General features: G+C 42.1%; 23 protein-coding genes. 16 read left to right on the top strand and 7 right to left on the bottom strand.

Annotated elements, in window-relative coordinates:
* Positions 1 to 915: 915 nt before the first annotated feature.
* From ACTXGF_RS24320 to ACTXGF_RS24285, 8 genes are all read left to right on the top strand, one after another.
* Positions 916 to 2,628 carry an acetolactate synthase 3 large subunit gene (locus ACTXGF_RS24320; protein ID WP_197411831.1) on the top strand — a complete coding sequence of 571 codons (1,713 nt, stop codon included), beginning with the start codon at positions 916 to 918 and terminating at the stop codon, positions 2,626 to 2,628.
* Complete coding sequence (gene ilvN / locus ACTXGF_RS24315; protein ID WP_057758828.1) at positions 2,628 to 3,125, top strand: acetolactate synthase small subunit; 498 nt, start codon at positions 2,628 to 2,630, stop codon at positions 3,123 to 3,125. Before ACTXGF_RS24320 ends, ilvN begins: the two co-directional genes overlap by 1 nt.
* A gap of 134 nt (positions 3,126 to 3,259) precedes the next feature.
* Positions 3,260 to 4,276 (top strand): ketol-acid reductoisomerase, encoded by a 1,017-nt coding sequence (gene ilvC / locus ACTXGF_RS24310; protein WP_101204856.1) that lies wholly within the window; start codon positions 3,260 to 3,262, stop codon positions 4,274 to 4,276.
* A 280-nt stretch (positions 4,277 to 4,556) separates the two neighbouring features.
* The gene (locus tag ACTXGF_RS24305; RefSeq protein WP_443535445.1) at positions 4,557 to 4,988 is read left to right on the top strand and encodes a hypothetical protein; all 432 of its coding nucleotides are present in this window, start codon (positions 4,557 to 4,559) and stop codon (positions 4,986 to 4,988) included.
* A 363-nt stretch (positions 4,989 to 5,351) separates the two neighbouring features.
* A complete protein-coding gene (locus ACTXGF_RS24300; protein ID WP_057758834.1) occupies positions 5,352 to 5,564 on the top strand; it encodes a cold-shock protein in 213 nt (70 codons plus the stop codon).
* A 267-nt stretch (positions 5,565 to 5,831) separates the two neighbouring features.
* Positions 5,832 to 6,401 (top strand): DUF421 domain-containing protein, encoded by a 570-nt coding sequence (locus tag ACTXGF_RS24295; protein WP_443535447.1) that lies wholly within the window; start codon positions 5,832 to 5,834, stop codon positions 6,399 to 6,401.
* Between the two features lie 450 nt (positions 6,402 to 6,851).
* Positions 6,852 to 7,601, top strand: a complete 750-nt coding sequence (locus ACTXGF_RS24290; RefSeq protein WP_057758837.1) for an electron transfer flavoprotein subunit beta/FixA family protein — start codon at positions 6,852 to 6,854, stop codon at positions 7,599 to 7,601.
* 152 nt (positions 7,602 to 7,753) lie between these two features.
* The gene (locus tag ACTXGF_RS24285) at positions 7,754 to 8,686 is read left to right on the top strand and encodes an electron transfer flavoprotein subunit alpha/FixB family protein (RefSeq protein WP_114701677.1); all 933 of its coding nucleotides are present in this window, start codon (positions 7,754 to 7,756) and stop codon (positions 8,684 to 8,686) included.
* 210 nt (positions 8,687 to 8,896) lie between these two features.
* Here ACTXGF_RS24285 and ACTXGF_RS24280 read toward each other — a convergent pair whose 3' ends face one another.
* Together ACTXGF_RS24280 and ACTXGF_RS24275 are read right to left on the bottom strand one after the other, a co-directional pair.
* Complete coding sequence (locus ACTXGF_RS24280; RefSeq protein ID WP_443535449.1) at positions 8,897 to 9,691, bottom strand: TrmH family RNA methyltransferase; 795 nt, start codon at positions 9,689 to 9,691, stop codon at positions 8,897 to 8,899.
* A 109-nt stretch (positions 9,692 to 9,800) separates the two neighbouring features.
* A complete protein-coding gene (locus ACTXGF_RS24275; protein ID WP_443535450.1) occupies positions 9,801 to 10,781 on the bottom strand; it encodes a class 1 fructose-bisphosphatase in 981 nt (326 codons plus the stop codon).
* A gap of 389 nt (positions 10,782 to 11,170) precedes the next feature.
* Between ACTXGF_RS24275 and ACTXGF_RS24270 the strand changes: the two genes are divergently transcribed.
* Genes ACTXGF_RS24270 through ACTXGF_RS24260 form a run of 3 tightly spaced genes read left to right on the top strand, consistent with a single transcriptional unit; the run spans position 11,171 to position 14,056 of the window.
* The gene (locus ACTXGF_RS24270) at positions 11,171 to 12,244 is read left to right on the top strand and encodes an aspartate carbamoyltransferase catalytic subunit (protein ID WP_397476390.1); all 1,074 of its coding nucleotides are present in this window, start codon (positions 11,171 to 11,173) and stop codon (positions 12,242 to 12,244) included.
* 59 nt (positions 12,245 to 12,303) lie between these two features.
* On the top strand, positions 12,304 to 13,515 hold the full coding sequence (locus tag ACTXGF_RS24265) for a dihydroorotase (RefSeq protein ID WP_443535452.1): 1,212 nt from the start codon (positions 12,304 to 12,306) through the stop codon (positions 13,513 to 13,515).
* A 55-nt stretch (positions 13,516 to 13,570) separates the two neighbouring features.
* Entirely contained in the window at positions 13,571 to 14,056 is a 486-nt protein-coding gene (locus ACTXGF_RS24260) for a DUF2127 domain-containing protein (RefSeq protein WP_379544943.1), read from the top strand.
* A 78-nt stretch (positions 14,057 to 14,134) separates the two neighbouring features.
* On the opposite strand, the gene ACTXGF_RS24255 is transcribed toward ACTXGF_RS24260, so the two are convergent.
* The 3 genes from ACTXGF_RS24255 to ACTXGF_RS24245 form a co-directional block, all read right to left on the bottom strand.
* The gene (locus ACTXGF_RS24255; protein ID WP_443535454.1) at positions 14,135 to 15,409 is read right to left on the bottom strand and encodes a cation:proton antiporter; all 1,275 of its coding nucleotides are present in this window, start codon (positions 15,407 to 15,409) and stop codon (positions 14,135 to 14,137) included.
* A gap of 154 nt (positions 15,410 to 15,563) precedes the next feature.
* Positions 15,564 to 17,180 (bottom strand): DUF2254 domain-containing protein, encoded by a 1,617-nt coding sequence (locus tag ACTXGF_RS24250; RefSeq protein WP_443535456.1) that lies wholly within the window; start codon positions 17,178 to 17,180, stop codon positions 15,564 to 15,566.
* Positions 17,173 to 18,756, bottom strand: a complete 1,584-nt coding sequence (locus tag ACTXGF_RS24245; RefSeq protein WP_443569811.1) for a YihY/virulence factor BrkB family protein — start codon at positions 18,754 to 18,756, stop codon at positions 17,173 to 17,175. The genes ACTXGF_RS24250 and ACTXGF_RS24245 overlap by 8 nt, the downstream gene beginning before the upstream one ends.
* Before the next feature lie 256 nt (positions 18,757 to 19,012).
* On the opposite strand from ACTXGF_RS24245, the gene wrbA reads away from it, so the two are divergent.
* A complete protein-coding gene (wrbA, locus tag ACTXGF_RS24240) occupies positions 19,013 to 19,630 on the top strand; it encodes an NAD(P)H:quinone oxidoreductase (RefSeq protein WP_394125165.1) in 618 nt (205 codons plus the stop codon).
* Between the two features lie 140 nt (positions 19,631 to 19,770).
* Complete coding sequence (locus ACTXGF_RS24235) at positions 19,771 to 20,220, top strand: hypothetical protein (RefSeq protein WP_443535593.1); 450 nt, start codon at positions 19,771 to 19,773, stop codon at positions 20,218 to 20,220.
* Positions 20,221 to 20,330: 110 nt separating this feature from the next.
* Here ACTXGF_RS24235 and ACTXGF_RS24230 read toward each other — a convergent pair whose 3' ends face one another.
* Entirely contained in the window at positions 20,331 to 21,110 is a 780-nt protein-coding gene (locus tag ACTXGF_RS24230; protein ID WP_443535595.1) for a DUF3108 domain-containing protein, read from the bottom strand.
* 478 nt (positions 21,111 to 21,588) lie between these two features.
* Between ACTXGF_RS24230 and groES the strand changes: the two genes are divergently transcribed.
* The 3 genes from groES to ACTXGF_RS24215 all read left to right on the top strand — a co-directional run bounded on the left by groES (position 21,589) and on the right by ACTXGF_RS24215 (position 24,585).
* Positions 21,589 to 21,879, top strand: a complete 291-nt coding sequence (groES, locus tag ACTXGF_RS24225; protein ID WP_057758860.1) for a co-chaperone GroES — start codon at positions 21,589 to 21,591, stop codon at positions 21,877 to 21,879.
* A 123-nt stretch (positions 21,880 to 22,002) separates the two neighbouring features.
* Positions 22,003 to 23,652, top strand: a complete 1,650-nt coding sequence (groL, locus tag ACTXGF_RS24220) for a chaperonin GroEL (protein WP_101204842.1) — start codon at positions 22,003 to 22,005, stop codon at positions 23,650 to 23,652.
* Between the two features lie 246 nt (positions 23,653 to 23,898).
* Positions 23,899 to 24,585: an SLATT domain-containing protein gene (locus ACTXGF_RS24215; RefSeq protein ID WP_414559117.1), complete on the top strand. Its 687-nt coding sequence runs from the start codon at positions 23,899 to 23,901 to the stop codon at positions 24,583 to 24,585.
* A 262-nt stretch (positions 24,586 to 24,847) separates the two neighbouring features.
* Here the strand turns inward: ACTXGF_RS24215 and ACTXGF_RS24210 are convergent, their stop codons facing one another.
* Positions 24,848 to 25,303 carry an Lrp/AsnC family transcriptional regulator gene (locus tag ACTXGF_RS24210; RefSeq protein WP_057758867.1) on the bottom strand — a complete coding sequence of 152 codons (456 nt, stop codon included), beginning with the start codon at positions 25,301 to 25,303 and terminating at the stop codon, positions 24,848 to 24,850.
* Positions 25,304 to 25,446: the final 143 nt, after the last annotated feature.

Raw genomic sequence — 25,446 nt, 5'->3', positions numbered from 1 at the left:
TAATAATGTATCGACTATCGATTCTAGCAAATAATACTTATCAATGTACATTATTTAATAACTAATAGTTTGGGATAGGCTTTAGAAGTTTTTCTTGACAATAACTCGTAAACCATCGAATATAATAGCAGTTGATTGGTCAGTGAGCGGCTTTTACGATGTTGCCGTGGCACTTGAGAATGAGAACTACGAGTTACTTATCGGTAGCTTACGCAGTTTTATTTCCTTTGTGATAATGATATAGCAAGCGTAGTGGCAAAACGACCACTATTGATAGCGATACATTGTCTCCGGACTTATCTGTCTACAATGACTAAGATAAACTTATTATTTGAAATGTGCTAAATGTGTTTTTAGCAGTTGTATCAAAAGCGATATAGTACGCCGTTGAGAGATTTCCCCAAAGCCTATTGTAAGTTCTAAAGATCTTATAATTTAGCATTGGTTATGAAGTTTTTTTGCTTGTGTATATCGATGCATCTGTACAAATAAAGTCACACGAATAAAGTCACAATAGGTACTTGCTAGTATCGAATCTCAATAATAAGCGCCTTCTTTTATAGATGCACTCGCATCTTGTCACTGTATATCGATAAACATCCATCACAAAGCTGACCTAAAATACACTGCTATGTTTGATTAGTATTGTCCTATCAGACAGTGTTAATTAAACCTATTAGGCAGATATTCTTGATATGGACAAGAATTAGCGATCATTCAGTAAGTAGAAATAATGACGGTAAGTAATTATTTCTACTCATAGAATCCCGCAAATTCTCGCCGCAAAAAAAGGTGATGACAGTGACGCAAACCACGCAAAGTCCGAACATGACGGGACATACCCAGACGGGTAATGCCGCCAAAAATTTTGAACAAAAGCAACAACGTCTTGCAGAAGGTAGTGCACAGCCTGTGATGCTATCGGGCGCTGAAATGCTGGTGCAAGCACTGACTGACGAAGGTGTCGAATACATCTTTGGCTATCCAGGTGGCGCGGTCTTACACATTTATGATGCGCTGTTTCAGCAAGAAAATATTGAGCACATCTTAGTACGTCACGAGCAAGCAGCGGGCCACATGGCCGATGCTTATTCGCGAGTGACTGGTAATACTGGCGTCGTGTTGGCCACATCAGGCCCTGGTGCGACCAATACTGTGACAGCTATTGCTACTGCCTTTATGGACTCTGTACCAATGGTGGTAATCGCAGGTCAGGTGCCAAGCAGCCTAATCGGTGAAGATGCTTTCCAAGAAACAGATATGGTTGGTGTATCTCGTCCTATCGTTAAGCATAGCTTCCAAGTACGTCATGCTAGCGAAATTCCAATGATTGTAAAAAAGGCATTTTATATTGCCCAGACTGGTCGCCCAGGCCCTGTCGTCATTGATGTGCCAAAAGACATGACTGCGCCTAGCGAAAAATTTGCTTACGAATATCCAGAAGAAGTGTTTATACGCTCTTATCAGCCTTCACTCAAAGGCCATAGCGGTCAAATCAAAAAAGCCATTGAAACGCTATTAGCAGCGCAGCGTCCTGTTGTATATGCAGGCGGCGGTGTGATTTGGAGCAATGCACACGAAGAATTAACAGATCTTGCACATCGTCTGAATTTACCAGTGACCAACACCTTGATGGGTCTTGGTACGTTCCCTGGCTCTGATCGTCAGTTCTTAGGTATGCTTGGCATGCACGGTACTTACGAAGCCAATATGAGTATGCATCATGCTGATGTGATTTTGGCTGTCGGCGCGCGTTTCGATGATCGTGTGACCAATAACGTTAAAAAATTCTGCCCTAACGCAACCATCATTCATATCGACATCGATCCTGCGTCAATTTCAAAAACGATTCTTGCGCACATTCCTATCGTAGGTGATGTGAAGTCGGTCTTAACGGACATGCTAGAGATTGTTGGTCAAGACAAGCAGTTAGAGCAGCACGCATTGCTCGATTGGTGGTCACAAATTAATGAGTGGCGTAAGCGTCATGGCTTACGTTATGACACCAGCACAGATAATGGTATTAAGCCACAAAGTGTCGTACAAGCTCTAGATAAAGTGACTAATAGTAACGCTATTATCACAAGTGACGTCGGTCAGCATCAGATGTTTGCGGCACTTTACTATACTTACAATGAGCCACGTCAATGGCTGAATTCAGGTGGTCTTGGTACCATGGGTGTTGGTCTGCCGTATGCAATGGCTGCCAAACTTGCCAATCCTGAGCGTGATGTGGTTTGTATTACTGGTGAAGGCTCTATTCAGATGAATATCCAAGAGCTATCGACCTGCTTGCAATATAACTTACCAGTTAAAATTCTGAACATTAATAATGCGCAGCTTGGTATGGTGAAGCAGTGGCAAGATATGCTGTATGAAGGTCGTCATGCCCAGTCTTATATGAACTCCTTACCAGATTTTGTCAAACTGGCTGAAAGCTATGGTCATGTCGGTATCAAAATTACTGACCCTGCGACCATGGAAGCACAATTGGCTGAAGCAATGGCTATGAAAGACAAACTGGTATTTATCGATGTTTACGTCGATCGTAATGAGCATGTATATCCAATGCAAATCGCTGGACAGGCCATGCGTGATATGTGGTTAACAAAAGGGGAGCGTACCTAATGCAACAACAACATCTGATTTCGGTATTGATGGAAAACGAAGCGGGTTCGTTGTCGCGGTTAGTCGGCTTGTTCTCGCAACGTGGCTACAATATCGAAACTTTGAACGTCGCGCCTACTGATGACCCAAGTATTTCACGTCTAACGGTTACGACCATTACGTCACCTGAAAGAATTGAGCAAATCACCAAACAATTGCATAAATTGATTGAAGTGGTTAAAGTGCTTAATTTGACGGAGAACGTACACGTTGAGCGTGAATTGATGCTTATTAAAGTCCGTGCAACAGGCGGTGTTCGTGAAGAGATTAAACGTAGCGCAGACATTTTCCGCGCACAAATCGTCGATGTAAATTCGAATTTATATACGATTCAAATCGTGGGCGACAAAGCCAAACTTGATGGTTTTATCGATGTGATTGGCCGTGAGCGTATTATGGAAGTGGTTCGCTCAGGTGTGATCGGTATTGCCCGCGGTGAAAAAACCCTAAGCATTTAATTGTTTATCAAAACCAGTTTAAACCAATATTTATTTATCTAATCAACAAAGCGCTTATCTTAGTTATTATATTGACTACAGCATAAGCGCTTACTATCCATGGCAAGCCATGATTGAGAACAAGGACTCTATTTATGAACGTTTATTATGACAAAGATTGTGACCTATCTATTATCCAAGGTAAAAAAGTTGCCATTATCGGTTATGGTTCACAAGGCCATGCACACGCGCTTAACCTACAAGATTCAGACGTCGATGTAACTGTTGGTTTACGTGCAAACTCAAGCTCATGGAAAAAAGCTGAAAATGCTGGCCTAAAAGTTGCTGAAGTAGAAGAAGCGGTAAAAGCTGCTGACGTTATCATGATTTTGACGCCTGATGAGTTCCAAAAAGAGCTTTATAATGATGTGATCGAGCCAAACATCAAAGAAGGCGCTACACTAGCTTTCGCTCATGGTTTCGCGATTCATTACAACCAAGTTGTACCACGTGGCGATCTTGATGTCATCATGGTTGCACCAAAAGCACCAGGTCATACTGTACGTTCAGAGTTCGCTAAAGGCGGCGGTATCCCTGATCTTATCGCTATCTATCAAGACGCTTCTGGTCAAGCCAAACAGTTAGCATTATCGTATGCTGCTGGTGTTGGTGGTGGTCGTTCAGGCATCATCGAAACAACGTTCAAAGATGAGACTGAGACAGATCTATTCGGTGAGCAAGCCGTACTTTGTGGTGGCGCAGTAGAGCTGGTTAAAATGGGCTTTGAGACACTAACAGAAGCGGGCTATGCCCCAGAAATGGCTTATTTCGAATGTCTACATGAGCTAAAGCTTATCGTTGACTTGATGTATGAAGGCGGCATCGCTGACATGAACTACTCAATCAGTAACAACGCTGAATATGGCGAATATGTTACTGGCCCTGAAGTTATTAACGAGCAGTCACGTGAAGCCATGCGTAATGCACTAAAACGCATCCAGTCTGGTGAATACGCGAAGATGTTCATCTCTGAAGGCGCAACCAACTATCCATCAATGACTGCGCGTCGTCGTAACAACGCTGATCATCAAATCGAAATCACTGGTGCTAAGCTACGTGGCATGATGCCATGGATCGGTGGTAACAAAATCATTGATAAAGACAAAAACTAAGTTTTATACAGATAAAAGTCTGATTTAGATGCAGTAGCCCGTGTTATCACTTGATAGCACGGGTTTTTTTATGCAAAGTATTTGATAGATGTTTTCCGCTTTGATTTGAATCAGGGTTATCGGTTGAAAATCATTAATTGCTGCCCAATATAAGCAGGCACCTTAACATTGGCTAAAGCGCCTTTGCGATTAACATTCATCATTGTTCTTACCCGTTTCTAAGTATTCGAAGCGGGCGGATGCTTCATTCTCACTTTCTATAGATAATAGGTTGTATGCTGTGCAAATATCTTATTCAGACTGGCTAACGCCGCAATTCGTATATATTACTCTTAGCGCTGTGGTAGCAGTTTTAATTTGGATAGAAGGGGAGATGCTCAAACAGACCGATGGTAAACTGCCTCAATCTAAGTTCTTCAAAGTTAGTTCATTGTTAGATACTCTATGGTTCTTCATATCAGTGGTGATTTTATACGTTGTTGATTTGACCCCGTTAGCTATCGCAGTGCCTGCAGCATATGGCATATACACGACCTTCGGTTGGATATATGGTACCAAGCTGCTGAAGCGCAAAGGCATCCCTGACTCTCCTAAAGACTTAGTCATTCCAGCCAAGTATATTGCCTATAGTCAGTCATTTTCATTGGTGTTTTTTGCGTTATGTTTGCTCGTATTGAGTTCAGCATGGCTACCGACATCACCATTGCAGTAACTGACATTCCAACCTACTATCATCTATTTCTACTTATTTAATTAGTGGTTTACTGATGAAATTGTAGTACATCTATAAATAAAAACTATTTTATATCAATAAGATATGGATCTGATTACTATCGATGTTAGCTTGCAACAATGGTTAGTATTTATTTACAAAAATCAGCAATTTAGACTGTTCCTACCATGGAAAACTGTTATAATCAGACTGTACTCAAAATATTTGAGGCAAAAAATCCAAATTTTCTTTAAGAACATTTAGCATTTTTGGCCGCCGCATTTAGCAAAAAATATTAGGGTATATATCAATTAATCGGTGATGACACAAGTCTCGCCAACAGTTAAAGAGTCAGGAAAATTTATGTCAGATAAAGTTGAAGGCACTGTAAAGTGGTTTAATGAAGCTAAAGGTTTTGGTTTTATCGCTCAAGACAACGGCGGACAAGACGTATTCGCTCACTACAGCGCTATCCAAGGTAACGGTTTCAAAACTCTAGCCGAAGGCCAAAAAGTGTCTTTCATCTTAGGTGATGGCAAAAAAGGCCCACAAGCTGAGCAAATCGAAGCTATCTAATCTCATTTATTATTAGGCTAACTGCTTGCCAGAAAGCTTAATGACAATAAGATTATCAATACGCATTGATTACTTTGTTTGTTAAAACAATAAAAATACTGTATCGATTTTAAAAAAAAGCAACCTCTTATCAGGTTGCTTTTTTTATGGGGCTTTTTTGGCATGACAAAGTGTTGCTAATGTAAAGTTCTATTGATTTTGACAGTCAACATCATCAGGTAATAACGAACAATGATTTAATAAAGATGTAATAGATAAGGTTATGTTATGAAGTGGGAAAATTGGCTTTCAATTGACTGGCAACAAGTGCTCGGAATTTCTTTATCTGCTGTAGGCTTTTATGTAGGGCTGATGTTGTTTACTCGATTGATGGGTTTACGCAGTTTTTCCAAGTTATCAAGCCATGATTTTGCGATGACGGTTGGTATTGGTAGTATATTGGCGTCGACTGTGTTGTCAGATAAGCCATCTCTATTTCAAGGGTTATTCGCTGTTGCGGTGCTATTCTTGATTCAGGGCGTTATCTCAGTTATCAGACGCAAAATAAAACCGCTCAAAGCTTTGATAGACAATCAAGCTATTATCCTAATGGCTCATGGTGAATATTTAGAAGATAACTTAAAAGAAGCAAATCTTAGTACTAGCGATGTGCAGGAAGTGCTACGTAAAAATGGTATCAAAGCGAAAACAGAAGTGTTTGCAGTGATTATGGAGACGACAGGTGATATGAGTGTCATCAAGAATAATGATGTTGAACCTGATTGGTCTTTATTTGACGATATACGTGATAGCGAATTATTGCTTGGTGCTAGTAAGAATAGTAATTCGCAGATCTGACTCGATTAACTATTCTTATCCGTTAACTTTGAAGAGATAAATAATAACAAAATATTAAGTAAAGCTAAGGCTTAGAATGCTATAAAGGGTATGAGCATTTTAAGCTGTTAAATAATGAAAATCGTGAAACAATGTGCTTATAGACTATTTATTATAGAGTGTTGACAAATTTATGACGCATTATTCACGGCGTTGTCTTGACCTTATCTGCCTGCTGACGCAAGATACATAGGTCTGATAATAACGGTTGGCTTAGCTTTAGCAGATTTCATTAGTAAGAGATACAATGCTAATATGCTCTTAGATATTGGCTCATCTTTCTTAGTTAACTATATTCTGTTGATGTAGTAATAACCTTGAGCAGTATTTTGAACGACAATTTGAACCACAACGAACCTTTGGTTCTTAACTGACAATTTTTAACTCATAACATTAATAAACGAGGAACGTATGAAAGCATTAGTAGCGGTCAAGCGTGTCATTGATTATAACGTAAAAGTTCGTGTAAAAGCCGACAACTCTGGCGTTGACTTATCAAACACTAAAATGTCAATCAACCCTTTTGATGAAATCGCGGTAGAAGAAGCGGTTCGTCTAAAAGAAGCTGGCGTCATTGATGAGATCATTGTTGCTTCAATCGGTCCAAAAGAGTCACAAGAGCAGATTCGTGCAGCCCTAGCGCTAGGTGCTGACCGTGGTGTATTAGTTGTAAGTGACGAAAAACCATATCCACTACAAGTTGCTAAGATTCTAAAAAGCATCGCCGAAGCTGAAAGCACTGATATTATCTTATTAGGTAAGCAAGCGATTGATGATGACAACAACCAAACTGGTCAGATGCTAGCGGCATTGATGGGTATCGGTCAGGGTACGTTTGCATCAGAAGTGAAAGTTGAAGGCGACAAAGTAAACGTAACGCGTGAAATCGATGGCGGCCTACAAACTGTTGCTCTTGATTTGCCAGCAGTTATCACGACTGATCTACGTTTGAATGAGCCACGTTATGCTAAATTGCCTAACATCATGAAAGCGAAGAAAAAGCCACTTGATGAGAAAACGCCAGCAGATTTCGGTGTTGATATGACATCTAAGCAAGAGATTATTAAAGTCGTGCCACCTGCTGACCGTAAAGCTGGTATTACAGTAGGGTCAGTTGATGAGTTGGTCGATAAGCTAAGAAACGAAGCAAAAGTCATTTAATGTTTTAATGATTGGATACTTCGCTACGGCATATCCTGTACAAGGCTTTAAATTTGACTGCTTTATTTCATACTAAATGATAGTTGCTCAAATAGCTTTGTACACAAACAACCGCATGAATAGATAATACGAATATATAAAGGACTAAAACCATGGCAATTTTGGTATATGCAGAACATGACAATGCCAGTCTAAAAAAGGCAACTTTAAACACCATCGCTGCTGCTAAACAAATGGGTGATGATATCCATGTATTGGTTGCTGGTAGTGGTAGCCAAGCTGTTGCTGATGAAGCGGCAAAAGCAGAAGGCGTGACTAAAGTACTATTGGCTGACAACGCTGCTTATGAGCATCAATTGGCAGGTAACGTGGCGCTATTGGTTGCTGATATCGCTGGTGATTACAGCCATATCCTAGCGGCTGCGACCACGACTGGTAAAAACTTTATGCCACGCGTTGCTGCGTTACTTGACGTCAGCATGCTGTCTGAAATCTCAGGTGTGATAGATGCGCAAACGTTTGAGCGTCCTATCTATGCAGGTAATGCGACGGCGACAGTGAAAACGACAGAAGACAAAGTGGTACTAACAGTACGTACTACTGCGTTTGACCCAGTGGCAAGCGAAGGCGGTTCAGCTACTGTTGAAACTATCGACAACGTACAAGAAACTGGTAAAGCTAGCTTCGTTAACGAAGAAATGGCTAAGTCTGATCGTCCAGAATTGACCTCAGCTGGTATCGTTGTTTCTGGTGGTCGTGCATTGGCAAACGGTGAAAACTTCACCAAGTACATTGAGCCATTGGCTGATAAGCTAGGCGCTGCTGTTGGTGCATCACGTGCTGCTGTTGACGCAGGATATGTACCAAACGATATGCAGGTCGGTCAAACGGGTAAGATCGTTGCACCGCAGCTATATATCGCAGCTGGCATCTCAGGCGCGATTCAGCATTTGGCTGGTATGAAAGATTCTAAAGTCATCGTTGCTATCAACAATGACCCAGAAGCACCTATCGCTAGCGTTGCTGATTACTTCTTAGAAGCTGATCTATTTGAAGCATTGCCTGAGCTAACTAGCAAGGTTTAATATATAGTCACAGAACTACTAAACGGCTACGGCGTTACCCTCCTTAGATGTACTACTTGTACAATCTGCAGTTGGCTGCCTTATATCCGTTTTAGACTTCTTTTACTATATCAGTAATAGACAGATAATAAAAAACCCACTATCAATTGGTAGTGGGTTTTTTTATGCTTGATAGATTAGGTAGGTTCTAATAGCAGTTATAAATGGACGTTAAGAGTATTGTCTTTGACGTAAGGTCTCATACAGACATAAAGACCCTGCAATCGCTACATTTAAGCTCTCTTGCCCGTTTGGCTGCGGTAATGCTATCGGCGTGGCACATTGCATTAAATCGTCGCTAACGCCTTGGCCTTCATGACCCATAATCCAAGCCACAGGCGCAGATAAATCGTGATCGTAAATGATAGTATCTGTGTGTGAGCTAGTCGCTAAAAGTGGCACTTGTACGTGATCTAAAATAGCCTGCGTACTCAAGCCTTCATAAATAGTCAGTGCAAACTGTGCCCCCATACCTGCTCGTAGCGTCTTGGGAGACCAAGCTTGAGCGGTCGCACTGGTACATAGGATATTTTGGATACCGACGGCTGCTGCTGTACGTAGCAGCGTACCAACATTCCCGCTATCCTGCACGTCGTTCAAGATTAAGCAGTCTTCATCGATCATCGATAGACTAGGCGTTGGTACTTTGATTATCGCCATGATATCGATGCCAGTACCTAAGCTACGAATACTCTCATAAAGTGAGTCTGACAAAGTGAGGATAGGCGTATAAGTGGGCAGGCGAGTCAATATCTGCTGAACTTCAGGGTGGCTACGCGCTGACTCAGACAGTAGTATCTGAGCAAAAGGGTAGTCACTACGCAGCGCAGCATCTATCAAATGGACGCCTTCTATGACTGTCTGACCGTTCTTTTTACGCTGGCGTGCTTGGGACAACAGTGCTTTTACAAGCTTCACTGTTGTGTTCTTATCTGAGGTAATCAGCTCGGTGGGATTTAATACCATAGTGGATCGCTTAGAGAAGAGTAAAGGAGTTGTTTAGATAACCAACACAATGCCTATTATTGATTTAGCATTATGTTGGCTACTCTTAACAGGTGCGTCAATCAATTATTTATTCAGAATAATTTACGTGTAAGTCTTTCACGTAATTGACTTCGTTTTTGCTACCGAGTACTACAGGAACACGCTGATGAATATCAGTCGGTTCGATATCTAGGATACGATTGACGGCGTCTGTCGCACCGCCACCTGCGCGCTCAATCAATAAGCTCATTGGGTTGGCTTCATACATCAAGCGTAGTTTACCCGCTTTATGAGCGTATTTGGTATCAAACGGATAAGTGAACAGACCACCGCGACATAAAATACGATGGACGTCACCAACCATGGCGGCTACCCAGCGCGTATTGAAATCACGTCCACGTACACCTGTTTCACCAGCGATAAGTTCATCAATATATTGCTGCATCGGCGCGCGCCAGTAGCGATAATTTGAGCTATTGATAGCATATTCGCTTGTATCGGCATCGATTTGAACATTGTCTTCTATCAGCACATAGTCAGAAGTCTCTGGATCTAGGCTAAACATCACGACTTTATCAGCGATGGTTAGCGCTAGTACAGTAGAGGTACCATATAATAGATAACCAGCTGCTAGCTGTTTGTTACCCGCCTGTAGATAGTCGCTGTTTTTACTGGTTTGACCTTGACGCTCATACGGTAACACAGAAAAAATCGTACCTACTGCCATATTGATATCAATATTTGATGAGCCATCTAATGGGTCAAACAAAACTAATAGGCTACCATCGTCATTAGCAGGCGTGGCATCATCGAGCTCTTCTGACGCAACACCGGCACAATGTGCGTTTTTTGCCAATGCATCTAGCAGTAAGTCATTTGCTAGTACGTCTAGCTTTTTCTGATCTTCGCCTTGAACGTTTTGATTACCCGCTTCGCCCAAAATGTCTGCTAAAGCGCCTTTTCTGAGCAGTTGTGAAATCGTCTTACCGACATCAGTGACAGTGGTAATCACGTCGTTAAGTGCAGGGCTAGTAGCATGTTGGTTTAGATAGTCTGCTAAGGTCGTCATAAGGCTTCCTAATAAATAGTATGGAAAGTAAAAGAACGGATAGGTGTCAAAGTAAAGAAGTAGGTGGCATTTAGCACACCTGAAATAGGTAAATTCTTAAATAGCTAATACGGCATCTTTGTCCCGACCACAAAATCGGCTACACTATATCTATTGTTATTCATTTATAGTTTTGTCAGAATTATTCTCTATGAGAATACAGCATGTCTACTCACGCTTTCTGATTGTCTGCTGAGGCTATTTTTCGGTCGAATTTGATTACGGTAAATTGTAGCAAATAAGCGTCAAAATGTCCTTTGTATCTATGCCTATCAGTGATAAATGATCGAACAAAGATGAATAAGTGATTACTATAGACTCATATAAACCCACAATAAAGACTCGCCATTATGTCAAATTCTATCGATAGTAGCGCTACACAACCAGTCTCACCGACTGATTATGCAAAATTTGATCCCAATACGATTCATCAAAGGCTCAATACCTCATTGAGTCGTCCGCAGCTCAACACCGATGGCAGTATCAGACATTTCTTAGGTGTTGAAGGTCTTAATAAAGCACAGCTCAAAGCTATTATCGCAAAAGCAGAGACATTCTTTGATGATAATGGACAGCTAATCAATCGTCCTGAGTTAGACGGCTATACGGTCATGAATTTGTTCTTCGAACCATCGACTCGTACACGAACGACATTCGAGGTGGCAGAAAAACGCTTGGGTGCCAATGTACTCAATATCGATATCGAACGTTCTAGTACCAAAAAAGGCGAGAGTCTGCGCGATACGCTGTGGAATCTACAGGCAATGACTGCGGATATTTTTGTAGTTCGACATTCAGCATCAGGTGCCGCGCATTTTATGGCGACAGAAGTGACGCCTGATATCGCAATTATTAATGGCGGTGATGGCTGGCATGCGCATCCTACTCAGGGAATGCTCGACATGTTGACCATTCATCGTGAGGCACCGCGCCCATTCGAAGAGCTGTCTATCGCAATCGTTGGTGATATTAAGCATTCACGCGTGGCACGCTCTGATATCAGTGCATTGCAAACGCTAGGTGTGACAGACATCCGTGTGTGTGCGCCGCGTACTCTACTGCCTAAAGGTATCGAACGTTTTGGCGTGCAAGTATATGAAAACATGGATGAGTGTGTCACTGATTGTGATGTGATCATGGGATTAAGAATACAAAATGAGCGTATCGGTTCGCCGCTCTTAGCATCATCGAGTGAATACTATAAGCATTATGGGATCACGCCGGAGCGAGTAGCGCTTGCCAAACCTGATGCGCTAGTTATGCATCCAGGGCCGATGAACCGCGGTGTTGAGATTGCCTCTAGTGTGGCTGATGGCGCACAATCCGTTATCTTAAAGCAGGTAAATAACGGTATTGCCATTCGCATGGCGGTCTTGTCGCTTGCGATGGAAGGTCAACGTGCTCATCAAGCGGCTGGCAAGTAAACAGCCTGCCGCGCGACTTATTCTCATTTATTTCATTTTATTGATACGGTAATAACGTTATGTCTACCATGCTTAATACGGATGCACCCATTCTTGACCATTTACCAAAAGCATTTAAAGATGCATTGCCACAAACTGCAACAGAAAAACTGTCTACACTCGATTCTAACCGTGAGATGTGGTTATTGCCACCACTAGTAGATCTATGCGCGCGCTTGCGTGAGCCAGGCCAACAGCAACACGGTACGTTAAAATCAGAAGGAAGCGCTGCTCGTGGTAATGGATTTTTGCATGTGGTGACGCCACCTGATACCAATCCTATTTTAGAAAATGGCTCACTCTTAAAAGGTTTACGTGAGCGCGCCCTGAGTGATGGCGGAATTTACTTGCATATTTTGGGTGCATTGACCACAGGGTTAGAGGGCGAACGACCGTCCAATATCGCAGGGCTTAAAAAGGGCGGCTGTATCGCAGTATCTAATGCGCGTAGACCTTTTCGCAATGACTTAGTATTGCTGCGTACACTAGAATACGCAGCAACCTTTGGCATGAAAGTATTCTTTTATCCTGATGAGCCAAGTCTGTCTGGAGATGGCGTAGCACATGAGGGCTATATTGCTTCTTATCATGGTCTGCAAGGGATTCCTTGGATTGCGGAAACTGTTGCGTTATCTACGCAGCTATTGATGGTGGAAGAGACCGGAATCGCTGCTCATTTTAGCCAGTTATCCTGTAAGTCCTCTATCGAGCTAATGCGCTGGGCAAAAGACAAAGGTCTGCCAGTGACTTGTGATGTTGCGATGCATCAGCTTTATTTAACTGATGATAACCTTGAAGGCTTTAATGCTCAGGCGTATGTATTGCCACCGTTACGTAGTAATACGGATCAGCAGGCAATCCGCCGTGGGTTAAAGGATGGCACTATCGACGCTATCTGTAGTCATCACGAGCCACTGAATAGTACCGCCAAAAAAGCACCATTTGCCGAAAGTACACCAGGTATCTCAAACTTCGATACGTTTATGGCGTTGGCTTGTCAGCTGGTCAATGATGAGGTGTTAACACTCTCGCAACTGGTAGACAAAATCTGCCTAAATCCTGCAAAAATCGCAGGTATTAGCGAGCAGTATGAAGCTATCGGCGGTGCAGTATTAGTCGATCCTAACCTTGAGTGGCAAGTAACCGCGCAATCTATGCTATCGAGTGGTAAGAACACACCGTTTTTCAATCAGCAGTTGCAAGGACGTGTTGTGGAGACATTCTTTGGCTAATTTGCCCCAACAGGATGACCGTCTGCCGCCATCCTCGAAGGATAAAGGGGTTACCATGAATGGTCAGCAAGAAAAATCGCGCAGTACGGCGAGTGAGTCTATCAAAGCAGTGGCCATTTATGAGGTAGTGAAAGGTGTTGGTGCGTTACTAGGAGCAGGGGCATTATGGTGGTGGCATACCAATCTTGAGCATTGGCTGACGACGGCAACCGTTACTTGGCAGCGCAGCTTCGGCCATATGCTTGCCCCGCAAATCGATAGTGCCGTACGTATTGCTCAGCAGGCAAGTAAAAACTGGCCGATGTTTTTATTATTGATATTTGCTTACGCCAGTTTGCGCTTCCTAGAAGCCTATGGCTTATGGCATGACAAAACATGGGCGTATTGGTTCGGGGTACTAGGCTATGGGGTATTTATTCCTATAGAAATCTACTATCTGATCGTTAGCCCATTTGACTGGTTTAAGCTTGGAATATTGGTTTCTAATCTGCTCATTATTATTGTGGTTTATCGCAATATGAAACGAAAGGGCTTGATATAACGTTTAAATTTAAGTCAAAAAATCCAGCATAAGACAAGTATCTGATGCTGGATTTTTTGTGCCTGCTATATTTTTAGCTTATACGTCTACTGGTTTTTCATCCGTACGAATGCTTTTAGCGACTTTTCCAACGCTCAGACCTTGTACCAAGATGGAGAAAATCACCACCGCATAAGTGAGTGCCAATAGAATCTCTCGTTCAGCCCCGATCGGTAACTGTAATACTAGCGCGACTGAGATACCACCACGTAAACCGCCCCAAGTCAAAACTTTCCATGCGCCCGTAGGCAGATCAAGCTGACGATGAAAGGTTTTTGTCGTCATACCAACCACAATAAATCGAGCAACGAGCGCAATCAGAATCGTCAAACCGCTCGCGATAAATAAATTGCCTGAATAAGCAATCATCACCACTTCTAAACCGATGAGCACAAATAGAATTGCGTTTAAAATCTCATCAATTAACTCCCAAAACAAATCAATATAGTGACGTGTCTTGTCACTCATAGCTAGCTCGCGACCTCGATTACCGACCATCAGACCCATCATGACCATGGCGAGTGGCCCTGATAAGTGCCAATGACTGGCCAGCGCGTAGCCACCGATGACACCTGCTAATGTTAATAGCACCTCTTCTTGATAGCTATCAATGCTTTTGAGTAAGTAATACAAAATCGCACCAAGTACCAGTCCGAATACAACGCCGCCACCAGCTTCAACCGCTAATGTATGTGCGACATAGTTGGCAGTAGGAATATCACCGCTAGATAAAATCCCTAGTAATAAAACGAAGATGACCACGCCGATACCATCATTGAACAATGACTCGCCAGCGATGACGGTCTCGATACTTTTTGGAGCGCCTGCTGATGAGAGAATGCCCATGACGGCAATAGGATCGGTAGGGGAGATAAGCGCCCCAAATAACAGACACCAGAGAAACGGCAGGCCGAAACCGAATAGCGGCAGCATAAAGTAAATCGTGGTCGCAATGAGCATCGCCGATATGATCGTACCAAGTCCAGCAAGGATGCCGATAGGTAACTTGTAACGTCTTAAATCACCAATATTAACGTGTAATGCACCTGCGAATAGCAACATTGATAGCATACCGTCTAAGAGTACTTCGGTAAAATCAAGCTGCTCCAGTAAGCTGACCTCGTAATCAATCAGCTGATCAAACCCTAAGAAGCCTAAAAATATCGCACCGATTGACAGTAAGATAGAGATGACCATGACACCGATAGTGGTCGGCAAACCAATAAAACGGTGATTAATATAAGTTAATGAAGCGGTAATCGACAAAAATATGGCGCTGATTTCTAGAATGGTGAGGCTGGTTGCAGATGCCATAAAAAGTAGGTCTCATATGAATATAAAAAGTATCTAAAGCGCAGGGCTTATAGGGACGTTATAAGTGTTTTTAGCTATAGGTGTTGTGCTTATAAGTAATGTGTTTATAAAGGCTGATATTGCTATTTATTTAAACAGTTAACTGGTCATAACATTAACTAGACTGTGTCTGTAACGCTTGACGAATATCGGCTTCAAACTCACTAACATAAATAAAATGCTTGTGTTGTGCATCCTTATCAAGGATAAATTGCTTGGCTTGTTCGCACATAGCGACCAAATCATCGACCAGCTCCTGATAATTTAAATTTTCTTCTCCGGCGCGCTGAATCAGATGCAATTCATGTAATAGCGTTTGCTGCTGTGCGCTGTTTACTCGTGCATAGTTCAGATTGACCATCGCTTGACATAATGCCTTTAAGACCATTAGGTCAGCAGCTGCGTAACGACGTATCTCACCAAGTGATACATTGATAAAATCAGAGATTTTGGGGATATGAGTGACTAGTGCCAATATGGCCAGTCGCTTCTGTTTGATAGTATTTTCAGAGCTATCGTTAGTGTCCGACTGCGGTATGTGAAAATGATAAGGGCTCGGTGGCTGACGACGCATCATGATACTCAGGCAGCTGGTTAGAGACTGGACGCAATTGACCGCAGTCTTTGGGTCATTGATACCAGGGGATAACGCGCGTACGGCAATCTCCGTCATCTGACCTAAGCTATAGGCAATGTCGTTGGAGTGCGCCAATCGTTGCTCAAGTCGCAGGCAATTTGCAAGACGTTGCCAAAACAGTCCATCAGGCGCTCTCGGTATTACTGCCAGATGCGGGGTCGCTGTCTTCTGTTGGTTGTTTGGATGAGATGCAGGCCGCTGATAAAAGTAGCCAATGACGTTTTTGTCAGTGACGTAATTACCGAGGTTGACATGCATTTGTACCACGCCACCATAATCTTGTGACAGCGCAATCAATGACTCAAGATAAATCTGCTGTAGATAACCTGAATTTGGTGAATAAATCGGCATAGCAGGCCAGTTTTGGAACTGCTCGATATCATGGCGCTCAGCATCGCGTTGATGTTGAATGTCACATCGATCGTTATACCAATAGTAAATGTTTGCAATTGCATCGTTGCTAGCATTTTGAATGACGTGTGACGCTTGAATGGCATGCACCATATGCTGTACAAAATAAACTAAAAGTAGAGCACAGATAATTGCCATGATAATGGCAAAAGTCACTGCCAATTGCGGCACACCAAAAGCCACGTCAGACTTATGGATAGACTTCAATACCAGTAAGCTATAGCTAAATGTACCGATAAAAGCGCCAAGGACAAACTGATTTGGAGTGTCGGTCAAAAAGTTACGTAGCAGTCTTGGACCAAATTGTGAAGAAGCCATCGACAGGACGGCGATTGTAATCGAAAACGTCGTACCGGCTACGCCCAATACGGCACCAGCGATAGCAGTCATAATCGCACGCGCCGCCTCGTCATCACCAGTAAAGGCAAAGGAGATCTCTTTTACCGTTTCACGATCAAAATGCTGATCAATCGCGACTAGTAAAGGAGCAAGTAAAATACCCACGATGACACAAGCGGTTGGGATAAACCAATAAGAGCCAATCAGCCACTGCCACAAATTATTTAAGCGATCAGGCAAGTCGGTCAGTGTTTGTATTGACCACAACTTAGTGAACTGCTTAAGCCTGTTTTGACTTGCATTGATCGTACGTGTCCAGACACTGTCTCCATCATTTTTATTCACTGTGATAAGCCTTAGGGTTATCTGCTTCTGTAATAATAGCGTTTTTGTGCGCACGTCTGGTCATATCTGTCTCAGTATGATTCTCACTAGTTCCGAGAGGTATGATGGCTTCATTGTCGTGATCGTCATATTCAATAGCGCTGTCTTTGTCATAAGCCATAGGCTCTAAGTGCGGTGATGCTTCTAGATGTGGATCATTACCGTTGTAAGCACTCTCACCATGTCTATCTAGATTATCATGTCCTTGTACGTTTTCAGTGGCGGCAGAGGTTTTTCTAAATAGTTTACGTTCATCGCTATGCTTACTATTAGATTGTTTCCGCGGTTCGCTATTGGCAAAAATAGCATTTAGCGGCAGATGCAGTTGCTGTTTGGCATACGCCTCGGTGTTTTCAAAGCGTTTTACCAATAAACTCAGCCAAGGCTTTTGACCTTCCAATTTCATCTCATCCAACTCGTCCTTGATAGGAAGTGGGTAGGGCAAGGTACGATAAAAGTCCCATAACGTCATCCTACTCAGGTCTCTTTTGAGTACATAGTCGTCATCATCTGTCATAGTAATAAGATTGCTGTCTTGTAGGTAGTTAATATAGGTATACCATTTTGGCAGCTCTTTGCGACCTAAGACATTACGCAGTGCTTGCTCGCTAACAGCTTCACCTTTTAAATGGTGGGTATAGACCAAATTCAACATGTCTAACAAGCTGAGTAACGGGTGACGAGGGTAGACTTCTTCTGTCTCAAAAATCGTCAAGGTATAACTGATTTCAACGCCTAATAAAATCAAATTCCACGACAGATAAATCCATAGTAGAAAGATAGGCAATGCGGCAAAAGCGCCGTAAATCGCTTCGTAGCTGGTAAAGTTAGCCATCACTGTACCAAACAGATGTTTCATTAATTCAAAGACAATGGCCACGAACACGCCAGCGATGGCTGCATTTTTTGCTGGTACGCGCGCCTTTGGAATAAACCAGTACATACCGATAAAGCCCGCCATCGTAATACCAATCGATGCCATTTGTACCCAAAAACTCCAGTCGATACCGTAGCCTGCAATTTGACGATTGAGAAAGCTCAGACTCTGTACGGTACTTGAAGCGATAAAAGCGGTACCCAACACCAGCGGCCCTAGGGTAACGATAGTCCAATAACGCAGCATGCTTTTAATGCCACCAGAGCGATCTTCTACTCGCCAGATTTGGTTAAACGCGCGCTCGATAGTGGTCAAGGTCATGATAGTCGTAAAGAATAAAATCATGGCACCGATAATGGTTAGATTGGATGACTTTTCGGCAAAGCTATTAATGTACTCACTAACTTGCATGCTCGATTGCGGTAATAGATTGCTATAAATGACGTCATAAATCTGAGCTCTAACCGATGCGAGTGCTGGTACGGATGACAAAATCATCAGTAATACCGTTAATACCGGTACGATCGACAGCATAGTGGTGTACGTCAGTGAAGCCGCCTTTTGCTGGCAATTATCTTCAAAAAAATGCCGAGTCAAAAACCGTAAAAACTGAAACCAGCGCTGCTGTAAAAACGGGAGTTTTTGAGATAATTTTTCCATGTCGACCATTAAGCAAAAGTAAGAGTGACAATAGTGTAACAAAGATGAACGGTTATCATCTGCGGTTTAATTGTGTCAAAATGCACTGCGTAGCACATCAGATACAATATAAATCAGGTTATCAATCATGGTTATTTGCATGACAGTGAATGACTCGGGCATAATGTGCACATATTCTACAATGCCAGTTAGTCGTATATTTCGCCGCATTTTTAATGGCCAGTACGACTAACGATTTTATAAGGAAGCTTTGCTAATGAGTCAGACCGACCCTTATGTTTTGGTGCTTTATTATTCTAATTATGGTACGACTAAGACATTAGCATATGCTATCGCGCAAGGTATTGAAGATGCTGGCATGACTGCGCGTATCCGTACGGTACCGACAGTGGCACCTGAAACCACCTCGAGTAAGCCTGCGATACCTGATGAAGGTGATTTGTACTGTACGATGGACGATCTCAAGGACTGTAGCGGTCTTGCGCTTGGTAGCCCAACGCACTTTGGTAATATGGCCGCACCCATGAAGTATTTTTGGGATAATACTGTGACCTTATGGCTGGCAGGGAACCTACAGAACAAGCCTGCATCGGTGTTTACGGCGACAGGTTCCATGCATGGTGGCCAAGAAACGACATTATTGACGATGATGTTGCCGTTGATGCATCACGGTATGGTCATCGTAGGTGTGCCCTATGCAGAGCCAGCATTGAACCGTACTCATCGCGGCGGCACGCCTTATGGTGCTAGCCATGTCAGCGGTGCATCGCATGATCAGCCTATATCTACTGACGAACGAGATTTGGGTATTGCGCAGGGTCGCCGTTTAGCGATTACTGCGGCTGCATTAGCACAGGCTAATTGGAGCTTATAAGCAACTTTTATAAACCTGCTGTCTAGAATCGTCTAAGTCTCAAAATCTACGATTCAATGCTTATAACCACTCGGTTATAAGCAAGCACTAACTATTCATATTCAGCAGTATATTATTCATTTAGGAAATCAAAATATCTAATGGCCACAACCCGCTCTAATACAAAGCCTCTTAAAACGGTTAAGCCTATCGCACCTATTGCACAGCGCTTGAAGGTTACGTGGTTAATTTGGCTCGTTTATAGACTGCTCGGATTGCCTATCTTTATTAGTATCTTTAATCCTAGTAGCCCTGATATCGTTGGCGGTATTGCTTGGCAGGCGTTATGGTTATTGCCAGCGTTGATTCTGACGCCATGGATATTGCGTGGTCGTTCACCTTATGCATTGTTGATAAGCAGTATGTTCACTCTGGTATATTTGGGTGCGAGTGGCGTGGTGCTGTTTACTCGTATATATGGCAGTAGTTGGGCTGAAATCGCCGTGTACTTAGCGGATTTCTTACTATTGCTTGCTATCAATATTTGGCTATTTATTCTGCTTAAACGCCTGCCTTCGATGAACAACGTTGTGAAGAAACCTCGTCAATAATTTAATTTATCTAAAGCCTAATAAATTATACCTATCAATCTAAAACCATAAAAAAGCGGCGCCCCATCTGGAGCGCCGCTTTTTTGTTTATAACTCTAAAGACAAGTAGATTAGTTAATCTTAGTTAATTCTAAATCCATCTTCTTACCATCGTTAATTTGGCTAACTTTAACTGGCATATAGTCCAAGCTTGGGGCTAACCAAAAGCTGGTAGAGCGGCTATCGTCATCGTGGACGCGGTCAACACGTACTGTATCAAATGTACCCGCTGGTACGGTAATCTTAGTACTGCCTGATTTTTTAAATGGCGTCTTCTCGATTTTGTCTTTTTTCGCCATATAATAATTACCAGAGAATTTACCGTTTAATAAATCCTGACGAATCTGTACCTCAAGGCTCAAATCATCAAAGGCTTGTTGCGACATATTCATAGTCGTCGACTTGCCCTTATAGTTACTGGTGACTTTTTTGCTGCTTGGGTTAAAGTCTAGTTTATGTGTGCGACCCATGCCAAGTAGTTTGTACGTAGTGCTTGCCTGCGTGGGACTGACATTATTACCATTAAGCGTAAAAGTGCTGTTTTGCGAGGCGCTAGCCACACCAGCGACACGAGCCTTAACGTTATATTTCCACGTATTACCAGATTTGCTTAGCGTACGAGTTGCTGTGCCTTTGTACTTGTCCTCAACAGTAAAACTATAATTTGCCGTTGATGGTTGAACAGTTTTTGCGCTGGCAAGGGTAGGTGTGGTCATACTCAAAGCTCCAACGGTAGAGATACTGATGCCTGTCACTAAGGCAGATAAAAATTTAGATGGACTGCGTTTTGCGTCGTTAGCATTATTAACATTGTCGCTTGATGACTTTTTGTGCATTGATGAAAAACTCATAGATACCCCTTCATTAATTTATTGCCGATATAGCAATTTTTTTCGTTCGTTCTTATTATGTGTACCAGACCTATAATGGTCATACGCTGTTACATTTTCAAGCGTGATGTCATACCGCTTCGTGTAGTGCTTGTAGCAAATGTTTCTATAGCGAATTTAGCATTGGTTAAAACATAAATTCAGCTCGCTAATATTTTTAAATATTCCTATTTCTTGCCCTTTATTTGAATAGCATAACGGCTTTATTAAACGTAAAGCATCGGTATGAGATGTTGATTGATCAATTTTTGCAAAATAATCTTGTAAATTTTTGGGCTTTACACTTGAACCGAACTCACCTTGCCCCCACTTTTTGTTACAAGCTCAAGGCTTATCTATAAAGCGTTGTTTTTGGCAGTGTTCCCTATAGATACTGGTATTGAGACCATTAATTCAAATAAACCCTTAATTTTATTAACCAACTTTTGGAGTCATATCGATGAACATTCGTCCTTTACATGACCGTATTGTCGTCCGCCGCATAGAAGAAGAAACAAAGACTGCTGGTGGTATCTTGCTTCCTGGTTCAGCACAAGAGAAACCTTCACAAGGTGAAGTGCTTGCAGTTGGTAATGGCCAAGTTCGTGACAACGGTGAAACTCGTGCGTTAGATGTAAAAGCTGGCGACAAAGTTTTGTTCGGTCAATATGCTGGTCAAACCGTAAAGGTTGACGGTGAAGAACTATTGATTATGAAAGAGTCTGATGTATTGGGTGTGCTAGAAGGCTAGTCCTTTTGAGTATCATTTTATACTCAGCACATTTTGATAGCAGTTTCTAATAATCGCTTTTGATAAGCAACTATCAAATCAATCAATTGTATTCTCATACTTATAATAGTGGAGTAATTTAACATGGCAAAAGACGTAAAATTCGGCATTGATGCCCGTAAACAAATGATGGACGGCGTAAACGTTCTAGCAAACGCAGTACGTGTAACACTAGGCCCTAAAGGTCGTAACGTTGTTATCGACAAATCATTTGGCGCACCTACCATCACTAAAGATGGTGTTTCAGTTGCCAAAGAAATCGAGCTAGAAAACAAATTTGAAAACATGGGTGCACAGCTGGTACGTGAAGTGGCTAGTCGCACTAATGATGTCGCTGGTGATGGTACAACCACTGCAACTGTATTGGCTCAGTCAATCCTACAAGAAGGCATGAAGTCAGTTGCTGCTGGCATGAACCCAATGGATCTTAAGCGCGGTATCGACAAAGCGGTACGTGAAGCAGTTAAAGAAATTCATAAACTATCAACGCCAGCTGACGATCACAAAGCAATCGCTCAAGTTGGTTCTATCTCTGCAAACTCAGACACCAAAATCGGTGAGCTGATTTCACAAGCGATGGAAAAAGTTGGTAAGCAAGGCGTTATCACTGTTGAAGAAGGTTCAAGCTTCGAAGATACCCTAGAAGTTGTAGAAGGTATGCAGTTTGACCGTGGTTATATCAGCCCATACTTTGCTAACAAGCAAGATAGCCTAACTGCTGAATTTGAAAACCCATATATCTTGCTAGTTGACAAAAAAATCAGCAACATCCGTGAGATCGTGCCATTACTTGAGCAAGTAATGCAGCAGAGCAAGCCGTTGCTAATCATCGCTGAAGATGTAGAAAACGAAGCACTAGCAACACTAGTTGTAAACAACATGCGTGGCGGCTTGAAAACTTGTGCCGTTAAAGCACCAGGTTTCGGCGATCGTCGTAAAGCAATGCTAGAAGACATCGCAACGCTAACTGGCGGTACTGTAATTTCTGAAGAGATTGGTCTAAGCCTAGAGACTGCTACTCTAGAGCAACTTGGTACTGCTAAGAAAGTGACGGTCGGTAAAGAAAACACCGTTATCGTTGATGGCGCTGGCAACAAAGCTGACATCGAAAACCGTGTTGAGTCTATCAACCGTCAAATCGAAGAGTCTACTTCTGACTATGACAAAGAAAAGCTACAAGAGCGTGTTGCTAAATTAGCAGGTGGCGTAGCAGTGATCAAAGTCGGCGCAGCAACCGAAACAGAAATGAAAGAGAAGAAAGACCGTGTTGACGATGCGCTACATGCAACTCGTGCAGCGGTTGAAGAAGGCGTTGTACCTGGTGGTGGTGTTGCTTTAGTTCGTGCGATGAATGCATTGTCTGAACTACGCGGTGATAACGATGACCAAAACGCTGGTATGAACATCCTACGTCGTGCGATGGAAGCACCACTACGTCAAATCGTAACCAACGCTGGCGAAGAAGCGTCAGTTGTGGTCAACGAAGTGAAGAGTGGCAGTGGTAACTACGGTTATAATGCAGCGACTGGCGAATATGGCGATATGCTAGAGATGGGTATCCTTGATCCAGCTAAAGTTGCTCGTTCAGCGCTAGAAAACGCTGCATCTGTTGCAGGCTTAATGCTAACGACTGAAGTTATGATCACTGACTTACCGCAAGGTGATGACGGTATGGCTGCTATGGGCGGCGGTGCTGGAATGGGCGGTATGGGTGGAATGGGCGGCATGATGTAATTTATGCCTCGACTAAATTTGTACGACGTTGTTAACCTCGCTCGATGTACTATTAGTACAATCTTCACTTGGTCGCCTAGTCATACTGCTTTAGTCAATCCATAAAGCGCTTATTTAACCTAGTGCAAATAAAACCCCGATAGGAAATTGCCTATCGGGGTTTTTTTTAAATATTTATTTCTACAAACTAAAGTTGTTAATTAAGTTGTTTTGAGGTGTGTTACTATTTTAGATTTTGAGGTAGACATGCAGTATATACAAGATGAGGAGTTATCAAAATTTGAGGCTAAGCTATTAAGAACGATGCAACTTACTGTTGATTCAAGGTTTGAAGCTGGCAAGAGGTTAAAAAGACTGAGTAAGGTTGGTTTTATAACGACTACTATTATCTCTTTAGGACTGATATTAATTCCTCTATTAACTGTGGCTGGACATAATGCTGTTTTCTCACAATTTACACTAACAAGCTTTCAAATATTTCTAGCTATATGCGTACTGGTATATTCGGTTGCAACATCTACAGCCAAGTATGAACTAAGAAGTAAGGACTTTTATCAGTGTGCAGATGAAATAAAAGGAATCTGTCAGAAATATCAACATGAAAAAATTGTTTGTGGGCAAATGAAAAAGAATATTGATGTATTGTCATTTGAGAAATTGTATAGAGACGCATTAAGTGGTACTGAAAGTCACGAAGATATAGATTACATTAGAGCAAATAAGATTAGAAAAGAAAAAAAAGAAAAAAATACTGAAATTAAATTGATGGAAATCATATGCAATTTTTCAGACTCTAATATGAGACATTCAAAAGAAAGAATTATTTCATTTTTTATGAATTATAGTGCATCTTTCTTCTTGTGTATAATCGAACTCTTATTTGTTTCTGATATGCTAGGTTTGACAAGTGCATTGACTTTTCTACACGAATAAAAGCTTTTTAGATCTTCACGTGGTAAATAATAATTGGTAAAAGGTGCTAGGCTATAACGAAAGTATGCGTTCTAGCCCATGAGAACCTAAATAGAGTTAGTTGTAAATACTACTGATCCATCGTACTAAACGTCCACGTCTTATCATCAAACACTTCTTTATAATAGCAATACTCTATCAAATTCGAATGAGTTCATTATGGGTCTTGCTACTCACGAATTATCGAGCGAGACATTATTCTCTTAGTCGGTATAAAAGAATCTCACACAAAAATAGGTAGAGTTGTCTTATTGATTACCTTTCTCACCGATAAATGAGTGTGAATGTCTTTTACGCTAGCAAGCTTGTGTAGCTTACGGGTGAACCGCTCATAACCATCAAGATTGGGGCTTACTACTTCTAACAAATAATCGTAAGAACCCGATACCACATGTCCATTAATCACTTCGTCCATGTTGGACAGAGCGCGTTCGAAGGCTGCGATAGATTCTTCTTGGTGGCTGTTGAGACTGACCTCCACAAAGAAACTCATCGCAATACCCGCTTTGGCTTTATTTACGTTCGCTTGGTAGTTCTCTATATAACCTTCATCTTCCAAACGCTTTAGGCGTCGCGCGCAAGGAGAAGGCGACAGCCCTATACGTTCGGACAGTTCCGCCGTAGATAAGCGCGCTTCTTTTTGGAGCACTTCCAAGATATGGCGGTCGATTTTGTCCATAATTTACCTTTTGGCTTTTTAAGCCAATAATTTCGATTTAGTTAGCATTATCCACCAAATATTTGTAAAATTCCAATGAATAAATAGAGATAAAAGCGCGTATTTTAATCGATAATTGGTCTTTGTATAGCAGCATAAGACAC

It is taken from the genome of Psychrobacter sp. 1Y6 (genome assembly GCF_052258385.2).
GTDB lineage: Bacteria > Pseudomonadota > Gammaproteobacteria > Pseudomonadales > Moraxellaceae > Psychrobacter.
Note: the sequence above shows the minus strand (reverse complement) of the source record. Positions and strands in the feature narration are given on the sequence as shown.